Origin of the sequence: Streptomyces sp. FIT100 (assembly GCF_024584805.1) — a bacterium.
Taxonomy (GTDB): Bacteria; Actinomycetota; Actinomycetes; order Streptomycetales; family Streptomycetaceae; genus Streptomyces.
The window spans coordinates 3,426,589-3,443,495 of record NZ_CP075715.1 but is presented as its reverse complement, the minus strand read 5'-3'; the positions used below and the strand labels follow the sequence as shown (position 1 = coordinate 3,443,495).

General features: G+C 71.4%; 18 protein-coding genes and 1 pseudogene. 9 read left to right on the top strand and 10 right to left on the bottom strand.

Annotated features, from left to right (window positions below):
• Position 1: 1 nt before the first annotated feature.
• From KK483_RS15120 to KK483_RS15110, 3 genes are all read right to left on the bottom strand, one after another.
• Positions 2–586 (bottom strand): hypothetical protein, encoded by a 585-nt coding sequence (locus tag KK483_RS15120; protein ID WP_262005755.1) that lies wholly within the window; start codon positions 584–586, stop codon positions 2–4.
• 161 nt (positions 587–747) lie between these two features.
• Positions 748–1,047 carry a hypothetical protein gene (locus tag KK483_RS15115; protein WP_262005754.1) on the bottom strand — a complete coding sequence of 100 codons (300 nt, stop codon included), beginning with the start codon at positions 1,045–1,047 and terminating at the stop codon, positions 748–750.
• An 80-nt stretch (positions 1,048–1,127) separates the two neighbouring features.
• Positions 1,128–1,637, bottom strand: a complete 510-nt coding sequence (locus KK483_RS15110) for a nucleoside-diphosphate kinase (RefSeq protein WP_262005753.1) — start codon at positions 1,635–1,637, stop codon at positions 1,128–1,130.
• Positions 1,638–2,047: 410 nt separating this feature from the next.
• On the opposite strand from KK483_RS15110, the gene KK483_RS15105 reads away from it, so the two are divergent.
• Entirely contained in the window at positions 2,048–2,707 is a 660-nt protein-coding gene (locus tag KK483_RS15105) for an NUDIX hydrolase (RefSeq protein ID WP_262005752.1), read from the top strand.
• Positions 2,704–3,117, top strand: coding sequence for an NUDIX hydrolase (locus KK483_RS15100; RefSeq protein WP_262005751.1), 414 nt, complete (start codon positions 2,704–2,706; stop codon positions 3,115–3,117). The genes KK483_RS15105 and KK483_RS15100 overlap by 4 nt, the downstream gene beginning before the upstream one ends.
• A gap of 57 nt (positions 3,118–3,174) precedes the next feature.
• Here the strand turns inward: KK483_RS15100 and KK483_RS15095 are convergent, their stop codons facing one another.
• The gene (locus KK483_RS15095; protein WP_262005750.1) at positions 3,175–4,275 is read right to left on the bottom strand and encodes a citrate synthase 2; all 1,101 of its coding nucleotides are present in this window, start codon (positions 4,273–4,275) and stop codon (positions 3,175–3,177) included.
• 315 nt (positions 4,276–4,590) lie between these two features.
• Between KK483_RS15095 and pdxH the strand changes: the two genes are divergently transcribed.
• The 3 genes from pdxH (at position 4,591) to KK483_RS15080 (ending at position 7,446) form a co-directional block, all read left to right on the top strand.
• Positions 4,591–5,223: a pyridoxamine 5'-phosphate oxidase gene (gene pdxH, locus KK483_RS15090; RefSeq protein ID WP_262009508.1), complete on the top strand. Its 633-nt coding sequence runs from the start codon at positions 4,591–4,593 to the stop codon at positions 5,221–5,223.
• A gap of 171 nt (positions 5,224–5,394) precedes the next feature.
• Positions 5,395–5,595: a hypothetical protein gene (locus KK483_RS15085; protein WP_262005749.1), complete on the top strand. Its 201-nt coding sequence runs from the start codon at positions 5,395–5,397 to the stop codon at positions 5,593–5,595.
• Positions 5,596–6,045: 450 nt separating this feature from the next.
• The gene (locus KK483_RS15080) at positions 6,046–7,446 is read left to right on the top strand and encodes a PAS domain-containing protein (RefSeq protein WP_262005748.1); all 1,401 of its coding nucleotides are present in this window, start codon (positions 6,046–6,048) and stop codon (positions 7,444–7,446) included.
• A 67-nt stretch (positions 7,447–7,513) separates the two neighbouring features.
• Here KK483_RS15080 and KK483_RS15075 read toward each other — a convergent pair.
• Positions 7,514–7,686: pseudogene (locus tag KK483_RS15075) on the bottom strand (NADH:flavin oxidoreductase/NADH oxidase); the annotation flags it as partial.
• Positions 7,687–7,852: 166 nt separating this feature from the next.
• Positions 7,853–8,611 (bottom strand): SIS domain-containing protein, encoded by a 759-nt coding sequence (locus KK483_RS15070; protein ID WP_262005747.1) that lies wholly within the window; start codon positions 8,609–8,611, stop codon positions 7,853–7,855.
• Positions 8,612–8,786: 175 nt separating this feature from the next.
• Between KK483_RS15070 and KK483_RS15065 the strand changes: the two genes are divergently transcribed.
• The 3 genes from KK483_RS15065 (at position 8,787) to KK483_RS15055 (ending at position 11,096) form a co-directional block, all read left to right on the top strand.
• Complete coding sequence (locus KK483_RS15065; protein WP_242337910.1) at positions 8,787–9,479, top strand: metal-dependent transcriptional regulator; 693 nt, start codon at positions 8,787–8,789, stop codon at positions 9,477–9,479.
• 91 nt (positions 9,480–9,570) lie between these two features.
• On the top strand, positions 9,571–9,822 hold the full coding sequence (locus tag KK483_RS15060; protein WP_262005746.1) for a hypothetical protein: 252 nt from the start codon (positions 9,571–9,573) through the stop codon (positions 9,820–9,822).
• Between the two features lie 410 nt (positions 9,823–10,232).
• Entirely contained in the window at positions 10,233–11,096 is an 864-nt protein-coding gene (locus KK483_RS15055; protein WP_262009506.1) for an alpha/beta fold hydrolase, read from the top strand.
• A gap of 110 nt (positions 11,097–11,206) precedes the next feature.
• Here KK483_RS15055 and KK483_RS15050 read toward each other — a convergent pair whose 3' ends face one another.
• From KK483_RS15050 to KK483_RS15035, 4 genes are all read right to left on the bottom strand, one after another.
• Positions 11,207–11,659 (bottom strand): subtilase-type protease inhibitor, encoded by a 453-nt coding sequence (locus KK483_RS15050; protein ID WP_262005745.1) that lies wholly within the window; start codon positions 11,657–11,659, stop codon positions 11,207–11,209.
• A 337-nt stretch (positions 11,660–11,996) separates the two neighbouring features.
• On the bottom strand, positions 11,997–13,586 hold the full coding sequence (locus tag KK483_RS15045) for a transporter (protein WP_262005744.1): 1,590 nt from the start codon (positions 13,584–13,586) through the stop codon (positions 11,997–11,999).
• A complete protein-coding gene (locus tag KK483_RS15040) occupies positions 13,583–14,419 on the bottom strand; it encodes an ABC transporter ATP-binding protein (protein WP_262005743.1) in 837 nt (278 codons plus the stop codon). The genes KK483_RS15045 and KK483_RS15040 overlap by 4 nt, the downstream gene beginning before the upstream one ends.
• 45 nt (positions 14,420–14,464) lie before the next feature.
• Complete coding sequence (locus KK483_RS15035; protein WP_262009504.1) at positions 14,465–15,154, bottom strand: bifunctional DNA primase/polymerase; 690 nt, start codon at positions 15,152–15,154, stop codon at positions 14,465–14,467.
• A 327-nt stretch (positions 15,155–15,481) separates the two neighbouring features.
• Here KK483_RS15035 and KK483_RS15030 point away from each other — a divergent pair, with 327 nt between their 5' ends.
• Positions 15,482–16,867, top strand: a complete 1,386-nt coding sequence (locus tag KK483_RS15030; protein ID WP_262005742.1) for a transcriptional regulator — start codon at positions 15,482–15,484, stop codon at positions 16,865–16,867.
• Positions 16,868–16,907: the final 40 nt, after the last annotated feature.

The window sequence follows — 16,907 nt, the reverse complement described above, 5'->3', positions numbered from 1 at the left end:
CCTACCGGATCGGCGCGGCCTGCTGTTCGCGCTCCTTGCGCTCCCTCTCTGCGGTGTCGAAGGCGGCCGTGAAGTCAGCCAGCTCCTGTTCCGTCATCAAGGTCACCCCGAGTGCCGTGGCGACGTCGGTGATCCTGCCTTCGGCTTGGGCACGGGCGGCGTCCGAGGCGCCGTCCTCCAGTAGGACCTCGAACTCGGCGTGGTAGCCCCACACCTCACTCCACTTGACCGCGATCTCGATCTCGTCGAAGCGGAAGTTGTGACGGAAGTTGAACGCCTCGTGCATCGCCGTCTCGAACCCGAGGGCGTTGAACACTTTCACCGCAGAGGGAACGTCGGCGGGGGCGATGGGGAACTCGGTCTCTGCGAAGGCTGCGCCCTGCCCGATCTTGCTCCCCTTGAGAGTGATCTTGGCGGTGCGGGCGGCGGTGTTGTCGGTGACCTTCAGTAGCTGGTCGGGGAGCACGTAGAAGTAGATGTGCTTGTCGTCGAGGCCCAGGTCCTCCCCGTCCGCCTTCAGGCGGGTGACGAGTTGGTCGCGGACCTCCTTGGTGAAGCGGGCACGCATCTCGATCTCGATGGCCACGGGGCTGCTGCCTCTCCTCGTTTCGGGCATGGCGAAGCCAGCCGGACCCTGCCGTGCGGGGGCCTGTCCGGTCGGGCGATCGCTATGGGATTGGTGGTCGAGTGCGGGGTGGTGCGGCTGATGCGGGTGTCGGCCGCACCACCCCGGTGTGTCGGCGAGTGTCAGCCGAGGGTGCCGAAGCGCTCCCCGACGACTCCGGAGTGCAGGTAGGTCGGGAGCTGGACGCCTCCGACCGACGTGCGGCCGGTGGCGACCTGCTCTTCCGTCTCGCTGGGGAAGGCCTCCAGTAGACGCAGGCACTGCTGGGCCCACTCGCGCGCCGTGGGCCAGTCGCCCAGGTCGCGATGGCGCACGGCCAGGGCGTACGCGGTCTCGGTGGCCGCCCACTGATCGGTCGCCAGCTCACGCTGGAAGATCGACTCCAGTTCGTTGGTGGAGGCCAAGCGGGTCGGGTTGGTCATAGTTCTCTCTCGGATCAGACGGTCGTGCCCCAGTGGTGATCAACGCCCGGGTGTCCCCGTGGTGACGCAGTGACCCGCTGCTAGTACGTGTAGATCTCGGCCAGCGTCTTGTAGTCCTGTAGCTCGTCCTTGTCGAACCACAGCTCCACCTCCTGCTTGGCCTCCTCGGCGTTGCCGGAGGCGTGCACGAGGTTTGCGACTGCCTTGCCCGAGGCGATGCTGGCTGCCGCGCTGTAGTGAGAGAAGTCGCCTCGCACCGTGCCTGCCGGAGCCTGGTTGGGGTACGTGCTACCGACGATCTTGCGGACGGTGGCGATGGCGTCGAAGCCTTCCAGCACCAGGGCAACGACCGGTCCCTGCTGCATGAATGTCGCGGTGACGTTGTAGACCTCCGCACCCAACCGTTCTTCCAAATCGAAGTAGTGACGACGCGTGAACTCCTCGTCCATCCACTTCATCTTCGTACCGACGATCTTCAGTGCAGCATCCTCGAATCGAGCGATGATTCTTCCTGCCAGGCCACGCGTCAGCGCATCGGGCTTGAGCAGGACGAGCGTGCGCTCGACAGTGTGTGCCTGAACCTCGGCCATTGACTCCCTTTCGCATTGCTGGCAACCGAACATGACGGCGGATCAGCCATCATTCGTTGAGGTTACCGGCGTCAGCGGTGCGGTTCGGACGTGCGGACCGGCCGGGACTGATGAACACCCGAAGCCGTACGGCCCACCCTGCCAAGCTGAGAGGTCCGATTCGGCCAACTTCCCTCTAACTGCTATCCATCGGGGACGCGCATTTAGGATCTCCTCGTGGTCATCCGGCGCCTCCGCGCCTCGTACACGCCTTCCAGGGACTCAGCCGGTGTCAGGCGATTCCTCGGCCCTGGTGACAGAGATTCTTCCGGGGCTTTCCCCGTACAACCATGAAGCGCCAGTGCGGTGGGAGTGCACTTTCAGTGCACGGGTTCCTGTACCGATAGTGGCGGTGAGGAAGGAACAGGTTCGTGGACGCGATCGAGCGCTGGACCGGTCGGTACGCCTGCCTACTGCAGTCCGCCCTACGTCTGAGCAACGAGCAGTTCGCCGCGAAATTGGGCATCGGGGTGAGGACTGTGGCTGCCTGGCACGCCGACGAAAACGTGGTGCCCCGCGGGGAGATGCAACAGCTACTCGACACCGCTCATGAACAGGCTTCCGCCGCGGCACGACAGCGTTTCGCGCTCATGATGACGAGGGATCGGGCATCAATAGAGCAGGCGCCCGTCGGCGCGCAGGCACTCCGCGTAGCCATCGCTGTGGTCATCCGCGAGAGCGACGTCCTGCTGGTGTGCCGAAGAGACGTCGACGCTGCCGGAATCACATGGCAGTTCCCGGCCGGGGTCATCAAGCCGGGCGCGAAGGGGGAGACCATCACAGTGCGGGAAACGCTGGATGAGACAGGTGTCCACTGTGCGGTCCGGCGGCACGTCGGCAACCGCGTGCATCCCGTTACGGGGGTGCTGTGCGAGTACTTCCTCTGCGAGTACCTGGCGGGGGAGGCAACCAACACGGACGCGGTGGAGAACGTCGACGTCATGTGGGTTCCCAGAAACGCGGTAGCCCGCTTCATCCCCGTCGATACGATCTTTCCACCCATCCTGGCAGTCCTGGAGGAGCAGACGTGACGCAGCAGAACGCGGAGGAACGACCGGACATCGCCGCGGCCATCGTCGTCCAACAGGGGCGTGTGCTCATGGTCCGCCGCCGGGTCAACGAAGGGCAGCTGTCCTGGCAATTCCCGGCCGGTGAAGTCGAGCCCGACGAGGCACGCGAAGACGCCGCCGTGCGCGAAACCCGGGAGGAGACCGGCCTGGACGTGGCCGCCGTGAAGCTGCTCGGCGAGCGTGTCCACCCGAAGACAGGGCGACTGATGTCGTACACGGCTTGCGAGGTGGTGGGCGGTACCGCCCATGTCGCTGACACCGAGGAATTGGCCGAACTGGCTTGGGTCGCTCATGGCGAGATCTCGCAGTACGTGCCGTACGGACTGTTCGAGCCGGTACAGGACTACCTCGACGCCGCCTTGGTTTCCTGATCAGCGCGCCGCCCGCCCCACGCGGAGTGCGCGGGCGGGCGGCCCGACGATCCGAACTCAGCCGACGATGTCGGCGTAGCCCTCGATCTCGCGCGGGTCGCGGCTGCCCGGGCCGACGTACCGGGCCGAGGGGCGCACCAGACGGCCGGTGCGCTTCTGCTCCAGGATGTGCGCCGACCAGCCGGCCGTGCGGGCGCAGGTGAACATCGAGGTGAACATGTGTGCAGGGACCTCGGCGAAGTCCAGCATGATCGCCGCCCAGAACTCGACGTTGGTCGCCAGGACCCGGTCAGGACGGCGCGCGTGCAGCTCCTCCAGCGCGGCCTTCTCCAGCGCCTCCGCCACCTCGAAGCGCGGCGCGCCCAACTCCTTCGCCGTGCGCCGCAGGACGCGGGCGCGCGGGTCCTCGGCCCGGTACACACGGTGGCCGAAGCCCATCAGACGCTCGCCGTTGTCCAGCGCCTGCTTGACGTACGCCGTCGCGTCGCCGGTCCGCTCGATCTCCTCGATCATGCCGAGCACACGGGACGGCGCACCGCCGTGCAGCGGGCCGGACATGGCGCCGACCGCACCCGAGAGCGCGGCGGCGACGTCGGCACCGGTCGAGGCGATGACCCGGGCGGTGAAGGTGGAGGCGTTCATGCCGTGCTCGGCGGCCGACGTCCAGTAGGCGTCAACGGCCTTGACGTGCTTCGGGTCCGGCTCGCCGCGCCAGCGGATCATGAACCGCTCGACGACCGACTGCGCCTTGTCGATCTCGCGCTGCGGCACCATCGGCAGCCCCTGCCCGCGGGCACTCTGTGCCACGTACGACAGCGCCATGACGGCGGCCCGTGCGAGGTCCTCCCGGGCCTGCGCCTCGTCGATGTCAAGGAGCGGTTTCAGGCCCCACACCGGCGCGAGCATGGCGAGCGCCGACTGGACGTCGACACGGATGTCACCGGAGTGGACCGGGATCGGGAACGGCTCGGCGGCCGGCAGCCCGGGGTTGAACGCCCCGTCGACCAGCAGGCCCCACACGTTCCCGAACGAGACATGGCCGACGAGATCCTCGACGTCGACGCCGCGGTAGCGGAGCGCGCCGCCTTCCTTGTCGGGTTCCGCGATCTCCGTCTCGAACGCGATGACTCCCTCAAGTCCGGGTACGAAATCGGACATCAGGCGGCTCCTCATGATGTGTGCGAGAAAAGCTTCGGCCCGGGTGGGTCACCCCGGTGATGCCCCGAGCGGCGGGTGGTCACCCCATCCGCGTCGTAGGGAGGCCACAGCGGCCCAGCCCATGATTTTGGCCGGTTCCACTGATGCGGGGAAGCGTGACATCCGGCACACTGCGCCGATCCGGTCCCGAAGGGTTAACGGCACTCGGTGCCGGGCAGACTCCGGCCCCCGGACGGGCGTGGTCCCCGGCCCCCGGCCCCCCGGGCCCTGGGGCAGGATGATCCCGTGACCGACGACGCCCTCGATCCCGCCGCCATGCGCGAGCACTACCGCTCGACCCCGCTCGACGACGCGGACCTGCCCCCCGAGCCGATGGAACAGTTCGTCCACTGGTTCAAGGACGCCGCGACCGGCCACCTGCACGAGCCGAACGCCATGATCGTCTCCACGGCGACCCCCGACGGCCGGCCGTCCTCCCGCACGGTGCTGCTCAAGCACTTCGACCACCGCGGCTTCGTCTTCTACACGAACTACACCTCACGCAAGGGCCGCGAGCTCGACGCCAACCCCCACATCTCGCTGCTCTTCCCCTGGCACCCGCTGACCCGCCAGATCATCGTGACCGGCACGGCCGCCCGCGTCGGCCGCGACGAGACGGCGGCGTACTTCCGCACCCGCCCCCACGGCTCCCAGCTCGGCGCCTGGGCCAGCCCCCAGTCCTCCGTGATCGCCTCCCGCGCGGAGCTGACGGGCCGTTACGAGGAGCTCGCCGCCCGCTACCCGGAGGGCGAGCAGGTGCCGGTCCCGCCGGAGTGGGGCGGCTACCGCGTCACCCCGGAGACGGTCGAGTTCTGGCAGGGCCATGAGAACCGGCTGCACGACCGGCTCCGCTACGTACGCGCAGCGGACGAGCCCACGGGTTGGCGAATCGAGCGCCTGGCGCCCTGACCTCCGGCGCTCCGGCCGGTCGGCGGTCGGCGCTATGACCGCACGGCGCCGACCTCTCGGCGAGGCGGACCGCTGCCCCGCCGGCCCCGCGGGCGACCCGCCGGCCAGCGCCCGCACCTGCTCCAGCGCCGTCTCCACGTCCGCCGGGACGCCCGTGACCGGGAACTGCACATGCCGCACCGTGCGCTCCGGGCCACCACCAGCACCCCCCGGTCCACCACCAGCACCGCCCGCTTCGGCCGCAGCCGCGAGCCGCGTGCCGTGCCCGACAGCACCGGCAGCCTGCTCGTGGTCCGCGGTGCCCTCCTGGAGGCCCGTACCCTCACCGACCTGGCCCCGCCCCGGCCGGGCTCGTCGCCCTCGCCGCCCTGAGCGCCCTGCTCCTCGCGGCCGCTGCGGGCGTCCTGCGGATGGGGGAGTCCCGCGCCCTGCGCACCGGCAGCCTCGGCCGGGCGTGAGCCCGGGTCCTCCGAGAAACGCAGAAACCCGCGGGCTCAGGTCTCCTCCGAAGAGGAAGCCGGCCGGACGTACCGGCGAGCCCGCGGGTCGGTGACTGCTTGGATTTCGGCAGACGGCCTGCCGAGGTGCACAGAGTGCGACGACGGGCCGTCAGCCCGCAGCCACCTCGCTCGTCCGGTAAGAAATCACTTCCGAACCACCTCCTTTCCACGTGCGTCACACACTAGGAACCTACGCGGGCATGCTCAACCCTTTTTTGAGCTGCAACGATTTCCGGGAAATTCATGTGTCCTGCGTCACGTTCCAGTTGAATGGCGGAGCGTGCGCCTGCACGTGAGTACACGTCCTGCAGGGGGTGCCGGGATGAGTGCGTCCAGGAGTGAGACAGCCCATGCTCCCGGACCCGACGAGCCGGAGCCGAACCGGGAGCGGGACCGGGATCCGGAGCGGGACGGGCCCGGGTCGGATCTGCTGGCCGCGTTGCTGGACGGGATGGACGCGGCGCTGTGCGCGTTCGACGCGGGCGGTGTGATCACGCACTGGAACCGGGAGGCCGAGCGGATCCTCGGCTGGTCCCCGGAGGAGGCCGTCGGCCGGCGCGGGTTCGCGGGCTGGGCCGTGCGGGCCGCGGACGCGGACGAGGTGCACGGACGGCTGATGGGCGCGATGCACGTGCCGGGGCGGCAGGTCCATGAGTTCGCGCTGCTGCGCAAGGACGGCGGGCGGGTGCTCGTACGGACGCAGTCGGCCGGGGTGCGTGGTGCGGACGGGAAGCCCGCCGGGGTGTACTGCGCCTTCAGCGAGGTGCACGCGCAGATCGACCTGGAGCGTTCGATCGCGCTGAGCGAGGCGCTGTTCGAGGACGCCTCGTGGGGTGTCGTCCTCGTCGACGTCGATCTGCGCCCGGCGGTCGTCAACGCGAACGCGGCCCGGATGCTGGGCTCCGGCGGGCGTACGGCACTGCTCGGCCGGCCGCTGGGCGAGCTGGTCGTGCAGGGCGCGGAGGAGCTGGAGGGTGCGCTGCACCATGTGCTCGCGCAGGGCGCGCCCGAGGGGCTCGCCGATCTGTGGGTGGCGGTGCGCGCGGAGGAGGGGGAGCGCAGGCGCTGCTGGCGCAGCGGATTCCTGCGCCTGGCGTCGCCGCTCGCGGAGGAGCCCGTGCCGCTGGGCGTCGGCTGGCTGTTCCAGGACGTGACCGAGCAGAAGCTGGCGGAGCGGGACGCGGACCGGTTGCGGTTCCGCTTCAGCCAGCTTCACCGGGCGGCGCGGGCAGCGGCCGAGTGCGAGGATCCGATGGAGGCGGCGACGGCGCAGGTGGACTTCGCCCTTGCGGGCTTCGCGGACCATGCGCTGGTCGATGTGGTCGCGCCGGGCGGGGACCGGCTGGTCCGCGCGGCGGCGACTCCCTCGGGCGCGCTCGGCCCGGTGGCGCGGGTGGCGGGCGCGGGGATTCCGGTGCGCTACGCCCCGGGGCATCCGGCGTTGCAGGCGATGGACCGGACCGGCGCGGTCCGTGCGAGCGCGGGCGGCAGGGCGGGCGCGGCCGGCCCCGCGGCATGGGCGGCCGAACGCCAGTGGCCGCGCGACGCGGTCCACGCCCTGTGCACGGTCCTGCGCAGCCGCGGCCGCACCCTCGGCGTTCTCACCTTCCTGCGCGCCGCGAACCGCCCGGCCTTCGAACGTCCCGACGCCGTCTACGCGGAGTGCGTGGCGACGCGCGTGGCCGCGGCACTGGACCTGGCCGGGGTGCGGGGCGAGGAGTGACGTGCCGTCGTCGCACACGGCCACTCCCCGGCCGCTCCCGGTCGCGCAGCACGACGAGAGGGCCCGGGATCAGTCCGGTGCCGCCGGCCGCGCGGGCGGCGTATGGGGCGAAGTACCAGTCGTTGGGGACGCCCGCGTCCGGGGCGGACGCCTCGGCGCCGTACCGGCACATGGGCGCCGTCCAGACCCGGTTCGGGATCGTCGGCTGCCGAAGGTGTACGGCTCGAACAGTGCCCTCACGGCGGACCGGGCGGGACGTGCCGAGGCGGTCGCGCTCGTGACGGTACGGGCGGGAGCGCGCGGCCCGGAACCGGATCGGGAGCCTGATGGCCGAGGAGCCCGCGTTCGCGGAGCCGTGGCTGCGCGGGCTCGGCCGCACGCCCGGTCCCTCCCGCGGCAGCGGGGATCAGCGGCGGTAGAAGATCCGGTCCGCGTACTCCGACATCACCCGGCCGTTCCACTCGTGGCCGCCGTCGACGTTGCCGGAGCGCAGCAGCGGCGGCTCGATGCCCCGTCCGGCCAGCTCGCCCACCGCGGCCGCCATCGTCGCCTGCATCAGCGCGCTGGTGACGACCGTCGACGCCGGGGCGAACGGGGCCGCGACGCCCTCGGCCGTAAGCTCCGCGTCACCGATCGCGATCTTGGAGTCGAGGACGATGTCGCAGTGGTCCTTGAGGTACGTGCCGGAGGCGTGCCGCGAGGAGGTACCTCCCGTGGCGTACGCGACCGACGTCACGCCGATCACCGTGAGGCCCAGGGCCCGCGCGTTCATGGCCATCTCGACGGGAAGCGCGTTGCGGCCGGAGAGGGAGACGATGATCAGCAGGTCGCCGGAGCGGACGGGGCTGGTGTCGAGGACCGCGCTCGCGAGGCCGTCCACGCGCTCCAGCGCGGAGCCGAGCGTGGCGGGCATGACGTCGACGCCGACGACTCCGGGTACCGCGAGCAGGTTCATCAGGGCCAGGCCGCCCGCGCGGTAGACGACCTCCTGCGCGGCCAGCGAGGAATGGCCCGCGCCGAAGGCGAAGAGCCGGCCGCCCGCGGCGACGGTGTCCGCGATGGCCGTTCCGGCGGCCGCGATGCTGGCGGCCTCCTCGTCGCGTACGCGCTCCAGCAGGCCGATCGCGGCATCGAAGAACTGACCCGCCAGCGTGTTCTCGCCCATTGCCGAGGCCCCCTTCTCGTCGTGTCGCGGATCACCGTGCGGTCTGGACCATTGCTCTGTCAATACGGGCTCGGTACGGGGCTTCTCACGGTGGGGCCCGGTTGTCAGTGCGATGCGTCAGAATTGAGCCAGGGCCATCGCACGATTCTTTATGTCACAGCATCGAGGGGCACGTATGTCCGGACTGATCGACACCACGGAGATGTACCTCCGCACCATCCTCGAGCTCGAAGAGGAAGGCGTGGTCCCCATGCGCGCCCGGATCGCGGAGCGGCTCGACCAGAGCGGTCCGACGGTCAGCCAGACCGTGGCGCGCATGGAGCGCGACGGCCTGGTGACGGTCGCGGGCGACCGGCATCTGGAGCTCACCGAGGAGGGCCGGCGGCTCGCGACGCGCGTGATGCGCAAGCACCGGCTGGCCGAGTGCCTCCTGGTCGACGTGATCGGCCTGGAGTGGGAGCAGGTCCACGCCGAGGCGTGCCGCTGGGAGCACGTGATGAGCGAGGCCGTCGAGCGGCGGGTGCTGGAGCTGCTGCGCCACCCGACCGAGTCTCCGTACGGGAACCCGATCCCGGGCCTGGAGGAGCTGGGCGAGAAGGCGGAGGCCGACCCGTTCCTCGACGACTCCATGGTGAGTCTGGCCGAGCTCGACGCGGGCACGGAGGGCAAGACGGTCGTCGTCCGGCGCATCGGTGAGCCGATCCAGACCGACGCCCAGCTGATGTACACGCTGCGGCGGGCCGGCGTGCAGCCGGGCTCGGTCGTGAGCGTGACGGAGTCCGCGGGCGGGGTGCTCGTGGGCAGCAGCGGCGAGGCGGCGGAGCTGGAGGCGGATGTCGCCTCCCATGTGTTCGTGGCCAAGCGCTGAGGCCGGGCCGGGAAGCCGCCTCTTCCGGCAGCCGTTCCCGGCCCTCCCCCGGCGTAGTCCGACGCGCCCGTACCGCTCTCGCGGTGCGGGCGTGCGCCTTTTCCGGGCCGCGATCGGGCCGTGGTCCGGACCGCGGCAGGACCACAGCTGGACCCCGGCGAGCCGCGGCAGGACCCCGGTGAGCCGCGGCTGGACCCCGGTGAGCCGCGGCTGGACCCCGGTGAGCCGCGGCAGGACCCCGGTGAGCCGCGGCAGGAGCCTGGTGGATCCGCAGGAGGAGCCCGCGGAGCAGCAGCCGTGCCACTCCGGCGACGAAGGCAGCCGTGCCACTCCGGCCACGTAGGGGCGTGGAATCCGCTTTCCGTGCGGAATGGCAGCGCCCGGGCGATTCGCGTGCCACGCTGTGGCTGAGGCATATGGCTGGGGGTGGGCGATGCCGTACGGACATATGGAGGGCCCCGGCGCCCAAGGGCACCGGGGCCTGTCCTCCCCTGTGCGACCCGGAGCCCCGAGCTCCCAGGGTCACTCCCCACGGACCGGTTTCCCCGAGCGGCCCGCCTCCCGCAGAAGATCTCCCCTCGGCGGAGGCCGTCAATCCTTGAGTGTGGTCACTCGAACGAGGGGTCTTGGGCGCGTGGCCCCGATTTTCGAATAGAGGTTCGATAGTCTGGCGTGACTCGATCGCTTGTCGATCACTTCTCCATCGCTTCCGAGAGTGGCGAGATCCGCAGGACAGAAGGGGGTGCCAGGACCATGGTGCGGCGCATCGACGTGACAGGAGCGGCCGGCGTACGCCTCGCTGCCTGGGAGTTCGCCGACCCGCCGAAGGGGCGGAGTGACACGGACCGTTCCCCGGGAGTCTTACTGCTCCATGGGCTGATGGGCCGCGCCTCCCACTGGGCCTCCACGGCTCGCTGGCTCGCCGAGCGGCACCGTGCGGTCGCGCTCGACCAGCGCGGCCACGGCCGCAGCGAGAAGCCGGCGGACGGGTCCTTCACACGGGAGGCGTATGTCGCGGACGCCGCGGCGGCGGTCGAGCGGCTGGACCTCGCCCCGGTGATCCTCATCGGCCACTCCATGGGCGCCCTCACCGCCTGGCAGCTGGCAGCCGAGCGTCCCGACCTCGTCCAGGCCCTGGTCATCTGCGACATGCGGGCCTCCGCGCTCGGCGCCGCCTCCCAGCGCGAGTGGGAGGACTGGTTCCGCTCCTGGCCCGTCCCCTTCGCGACCCTCGCGGACGTCCGCAAGTGGTTCGGCGAGGACGATCCCTGGGTGGAGCGGCCGAATCCCGCGCGGGGCGAGTTCTTCGCGGAGGTGATGGCCGAGGGCCTGGACGGCTGGCGGCCCGTCTTCTCCCGCCGCCAGATGCTCGTCTCGCGCGAGACCTGGGTCCACGACGCCCACTGGGACTCCCTCGCCCAGGTCCAGTGCCCCACCCTCGTCGTCCGCGGCCTCGACGGCGAGCTGGGCCGCGCGGAGGCCCAGGAGATGGTCCGGGTGCTGCCCCGCGGGGCGTATGCGGAAGTGGCGGACGCGGGCCATCTCGTCCACTACGACCAGCCCGCAGCCTGGCGCGCCGCGATCGAGCCGTTCCTGGACGGTGTCCTGACCTCCTGAGGTTCCGCGCTCCCCGTTCCGCCCGTATGAGCGTTCCGCCCGCATGAGCGCGGCGGACCGGGCCGCCGTCATCGGCCCGGTCCGCCGCATCGCGGGGAGGCGAGGAGAACTCAGAAGGCGAAGACCGAGCCACCCTCGGTCAGGCTCGCCGTCATCTCGCACGCGTTGCCGTACGTGGCCGACCAACCGACCTGCTTGCCCTTCCAGACGCCGTTCGCGGTGATCGTGACCGGGTCCCACTGGCGGGTGCACGGGCTGTCGGACGTTCTGGAGAGCAGGCCGAACTGGCCGCCCACCGCCGCCAGCTCCTGGCACGCCGACTCGGGCGACGGGTGGCTGCCGGCCGGCGCGGGTGTGCAGCTCAGGGTCACCGCTCGCTCGACGGTCGCCGTCGCGGCCTCGTCGCCGTGGCCGAGCGTGAGCACCAGCGCCGAGGGGGCGTAGAGCGCGGCCGGCCCGACGTGCTGCGCCGCGGGCGCCGCCGCCTGAGCCGAGCCCGTCGTGGTCAGGAGCAGAGCAGCGGTGGAGGCTGCCGCTCCGAGTGTGGTGAGCAGGTAACGCATGAGTGAATCTCCTTTGGAGATGTGTGCGGGTGCGATTGCGTTCGGGAGTCTTACTGATGCGGACGGTGATCGCACGTTCATCACCCGTTTCCAGCCGCACACGATCCAAAAGAGGAACCGAATGGTCGTTCGGGCTGTTCGGAAGGGGTGCGTGGGCTGCATGGCGAGTCGTCCAGCATATGGACGCTCCTGGGTGGTGCAGCCGGAAGCAAAGCGCTGACCTGCTGCTTTCCGGAAGTTGTTCCATTCCGGACCACTGGTCCGTACGCCCCTTCGACTGGAAACCACCGGGCGCCCGCCGGGGCCGGCGTCCGGTCGAGGCGCCCCGGGCCCGTCGTCAGCCTTTGCTGACCGCAGCGAGGATCTCCGGAAGGCGCCCCGCCGTCTGCGGCGCGGCCACCCGCAGCCCGCCCCACGCCACGACAGCTCCGTATGCGATCCCGATCGGCAGTAGGGTCCACAGCGCCGACTCGGCATCGGTGGCGTTCAGCCAGACGGTGAGCACGATCAACGGTGCGCACAGCACGGCGGAGGCGATCATTCCGCCGAGGATGGAGATCCAGGCGAGACCGCCCTGCCCCGGCGCGACGTTCTTCGCGCTGCCCTGCGGGATCGAGTACGGGAACCGTGCCGACGCCACCGCCCCCGTCGCCAGCATCGCGCCCAGCAGCGCCAGCGCGAGCCCGAGGGCCTCCGGAAGCGCCGCCCAGTTGCCCAGCAGTGCCGCCGTCGCGACGGTGACCAGGAGTGTGTACGGGAGCGTTATCAGCAGCAGCGCCAGCGCACGGGCGCGCAGCTCCAGATAGGCGTCACGGGGCGTGGAGATGGTCTGGGCGACCATCCAGAACGCCGAGGTGTCCTGCCCGAACTGGTTGTACATCTGGATGCCGAGCATCCCGGACGCGAAACAGGCGAAGTAGATCGAGCCGGTGCCCTGAAGGGCGTTGAAGAGCGGCACGATCAGACCGATGACCAGCGCCGTCACCCAGGCCGCCTTGGTCTTCGGGTCCCGCCAGACGTAGCGCAGGCTGCGCTGCATGACCGTGCCCGTGCGGCCGCCCGGCAGCAGTCGGTGCAGCCCCGTCGAAGACGTCCCGCGCGTCGGCTTCGAGGCGGCCGCGAGCGTCGAACCGTCCGGGGCCGTCATCAGCCGCGTCAGGCTGTGCTGCCACGCGTACAGCAGCCCCCCGAGCGCCACCGCGGACAGCGCGAGCTGTGCGAGCGCCGTGCCGTACGCGCCGGAACCGGCCGAGTCGACCGCCCCGAGCGCCGACGCCGGCGGTACCCATCGCACCCACTGCGCCACCGGCTCCAGCGCTTCCAGCCCGCCCGCCCTGCCCAGCCGCTGGGCGCCGAAGTTCACGAACTGGATGCCCACCGCGATCACCAGACCGCTGAGCACCGCGAGGTCCCGGCCCCGGCGCGAGGTAAGCAGCCGGATGTTGGCTGCGGCGACCGCCCGCGCCAGCGCCACGCATACGAGCAGCGCCAGCGGCACGGCCACCACCGCGACCAGCACCGCCACCGCCCCGTGCGCCAGCGCCAGCGCGCCGCCCACCGCCAGACAGAGCGTGAAAAGCGGGCCGATGCCCACCACAGAGGCCACCAGCAGCGCGGCGACCAGCGGCCGCGGCCGCAGCGGCAGCATCACCAGCCGGGTCGGGTCGAGCGTCTCGTCACCGCTCGGGAAGAACAGCGGCATGAACGCCCAGCCCAGCGCCACAAGCCCGATGAGCAGCACCACCACCGTGGCCGCGCTCTGCGCCCCGCGCAGCAGGACCAGCCCCACCAGCTGCCCCGCCGCGAAGAGCAGCGCCACGACCGCCGAGGCGACAAAGGCCGCGGTACGCCCCGACGACTGGCGCAGTCCGTTGGCCAGCAGCGACAGCTTCAGCCGTACGACGACGGAGGTCAACGACCCGCTCATCGCGCACCGCCGCCCAGCCAGTCCAGCGACTCGCCCGCGTCACGGCCATTCGCCCCGACCAGCTCCAGGAACGCGCTCTGGAGCGACGGCGCCGAACCGCGCACCTCCTCCAGCGTGCCCTGCGCCCGGATCCGGCCCGCCGCCATCACCGCCACCCAGTCGCACAGCGACTCCACCAGCTCCATCACATGGCTGGAGAAGACGACCGTCGCACCGGACGCGGTGTACCGCTCGAGGACGCCGCGGATCGTCTGTGCCGAGACCGGGTCGACGCCCTCGAACGGTTCGTCGAGGAACAGCACCCGGGGGTTGTGCAGCAGCGCCGCCGCCAGGCCGATCTTCTTGCGCATACCGGTCGAGTAGTCGACGACCAGTTTGTGCTGCGCCCCCGCCAGGTCCAGTACGTCGAGCAGCTGCGCGGCGCGCTTGTCGACCTCGTCGCCCGGCAGCCCCCGCAGCCGGCCCGTGTAGGCGAGCAGTTCGCGCCCCGACAGCCGCTCGAAGAGCCGCAGCCCCTCGGGCAGTACGCCGATCAGGGCCTTGACCTCGACCGGGTCCCGCCATACGTCGTGACCGGCGACCTCGACGCGCCCCTGGTCCGGGCGGAGCAGCCCGGTCACCATCGACAGCGTCGTCGTCTTTCCGGCGCCGTTCGGCCCGACCAGGCCGATGAACCGGCCCGCCGGAAGGGTCAGATCGATGCCCGCGACCGCGATCTGCTCACCGAACCGCTTCCACAGCCCCTCGACGCGGACGGCGGGCGGCGCCGACTCCGGTGCGCCGCCCGCCCCTCGGCCGTCTGTGCCGCTGTGAACCGATGTCTGGTCCGGCATGGTGCTGCCGCCTTCCGTCGTCCCCGTGTTTGTACGGGAGCAACACTACGATCGGCGTGCCCGCTGGGCGGCCGCCTCCCGCCCGCAGGCGTACGCGAGCGGGCTGATGAGCTCCTCCGCGTCCGGCAGCCAGCGATTGGCCGCGGTCGGCCTGCGCACCCACTGCACCGCGCCCTGGCCGCCGACGCGCGTCGGCGGCGCCGCGACGTACTGGCCGTCGCCCCGCGCCACCAGATCGACCGAGCTGGTCGACCAGCCCAACTTCCGCACCAGACCGGGGACCTTCAGCGCCGCGCCCGGCAGCACGAAGAACAGCATCCGCCGGTCCGGGGTGCAGGTCACCGGGCCGAGGGTGAGATCCATCCGCTCCATCCGGGCCAGCGCGAGACATCCGGCGGACTCGGGCACCTCCAGCGCGTCGAAGGTCCGCCCCGTGGGCAGCAGGATCGACGCCTTCGGCTGCTTCGCCCACATACGGCGCGCGCCGGCGGCGCTGCCGGTCGCCTGGTTCGCCCAGTCGGGTCGGGCCGCGTGCGCCCCCGGCGCCACGCACGCGGGCGCACCGCAGGAGCACCGCTCGACGCGGTCGACGACCTCCAGCCAGGTGCCCGGGAACACGTCCCAGTGGCGCTCCTCCGCATAGCGCGCGGCGCTGTCCAGCAGCTGCTCGCCGCGCTGCCGGGGGATCTGCACGGACTCCGGGAGGCCGGTGGCCTCTTCGATGGCGTCTTCCATGGTCTCGTCCACGATGAGCTCAACTCCCGTCGCCAGTACGGGTTACGGGCGCGCACGAGCCGGAGCGCGGTCCATCGTTCCTGCAAACGGGGCGCACGGGTGCACGGGTGGGGGCGCGCGTGCGGAGGCGGCGCGACAGGAGGGTAGCCCTGGACGAGTGGGTCCGAGCCCGCCCTTCGGGCGGACGACGGGGGTACGGACCCACCCGTCCAGCGGGGAAGCGGCATTCACCCGTAATCGTCCGAGCTCATCGGCATTCTCCGGACAACCGCCGGGAAGTGATCGAGGGAAGATCACGAACAGTGGGGACCGGTGCAGGGGGTATCCATGGCAGCGAGGCCACTCGTCGCCCGCCAGCCGAACGAACGGCTGCAGGCGCTCATCCAGGAAGCGGCGTGTTCCAACGCCGGACTGGCCCGCAGGGTCAACATGGTCGGCGCGGAGCGCGGGCTCGATCTGCGCTACGACAAGACGTCCGTGGCGCGGTGGCTGCGTGGCCAGCAGCCGCGCGGGCGGGCGCCGGGGATCATCGCCGAGGCGCTGGGCCGCAAGTTGGGGCGCACCGTCACGGTCGACGAGATCGGCATGGCCAACGGGAAGAACCTGGCGACGGGCGTCGGGCTCCAGTTCGCGCCGACCGTGCTCGGGGCGATCGAGCAGGTCTGCGAGCTGTGGCGCAGCGACGTGGGCCGGCGCGACTTCCTGTCCGGCTCGACGGTCGCGGCCTCCGCGCTCGTCGAGCCCAGCCGCGACTGGCTGATCACGGCGGCGGACACACAGGTGGAGCGGACCGCCGGGGCGCGCGTCGGGGCGTCGGACGTCGAGGCGGTCCGGGCGATGACGGAGGCGCTCAAGGCGCTGGACCACCGCTTCGGATCCGGGCATGTGCGGCCCGTCGTCGTCCACTACCTCAACAGCGTGGTGTCCGGGCTGCTTTCGGGCTCGTACCGGGAACCGGTGGGCCGTGAACTCTTCGCGGCGGTCGCCCGGCTCACGGAGCTCGCGGGGTACATGGCGGTGGACACCGGCCAGCCGGGACTCGCCCAGCGCTACTACATCCAGGCGCTGCGCCTCGCGCAGGCGGCCGACGACCGGGCGTACGGGGGCTATGTGCTGGCCGCCTCCATGAGCCACCTCGCGGCGCAGCTCGGCAACCCCCGGGAGATCGCGCAGCTGGCACGGGCGGCGCAGGAGGGCGCGCGGGGGCGGGTGACGCCGCGGGCGCAGGCCATGTTCCACGCGGCCGAGGCGCGCGGCCATGCGCTGCTGGGCGACGCACGGGCCTGCCACGAGGTCGCCGGGAAGGCGCTGGCGGCGCTGGACCGGGCCGACCCGGACTCCGGGGACGATCCCTCCTGGATCGCCCATTTCGACCAGGCGTATCTCGCCGACGAGCTCGCGCACTGCCACCGCGACCTGGGCGAGTCAGAGGCGGCGGCCCGGTGCGCCGCCGACTCGCTCGACGGCCACCCGGAGTCCCGGGCGCGCCGCCGCGCGATCGGTCTGGTGCTGCTGGCGACGGCCCAGGTCCAGCAGCGCGAGGTGGAGGCGGCCTGCCACACGGGCACCCGGGCGGTCGAGCTGCTGGGGACGCTCCGGTCGAGCCGTGGCGCGGAGTATCTGGAGGACCTCCAGCAGCGGCTGGAGCCGTACGCGGCGGAGCCCGCGGTCCGGGAGTTCAGCGCTCGCGTGGAGGTCCAGGCGGCGGCGTAGGAACAGCGTTCCGGGCCGCGTTCGTGTTACGGGGGCCACA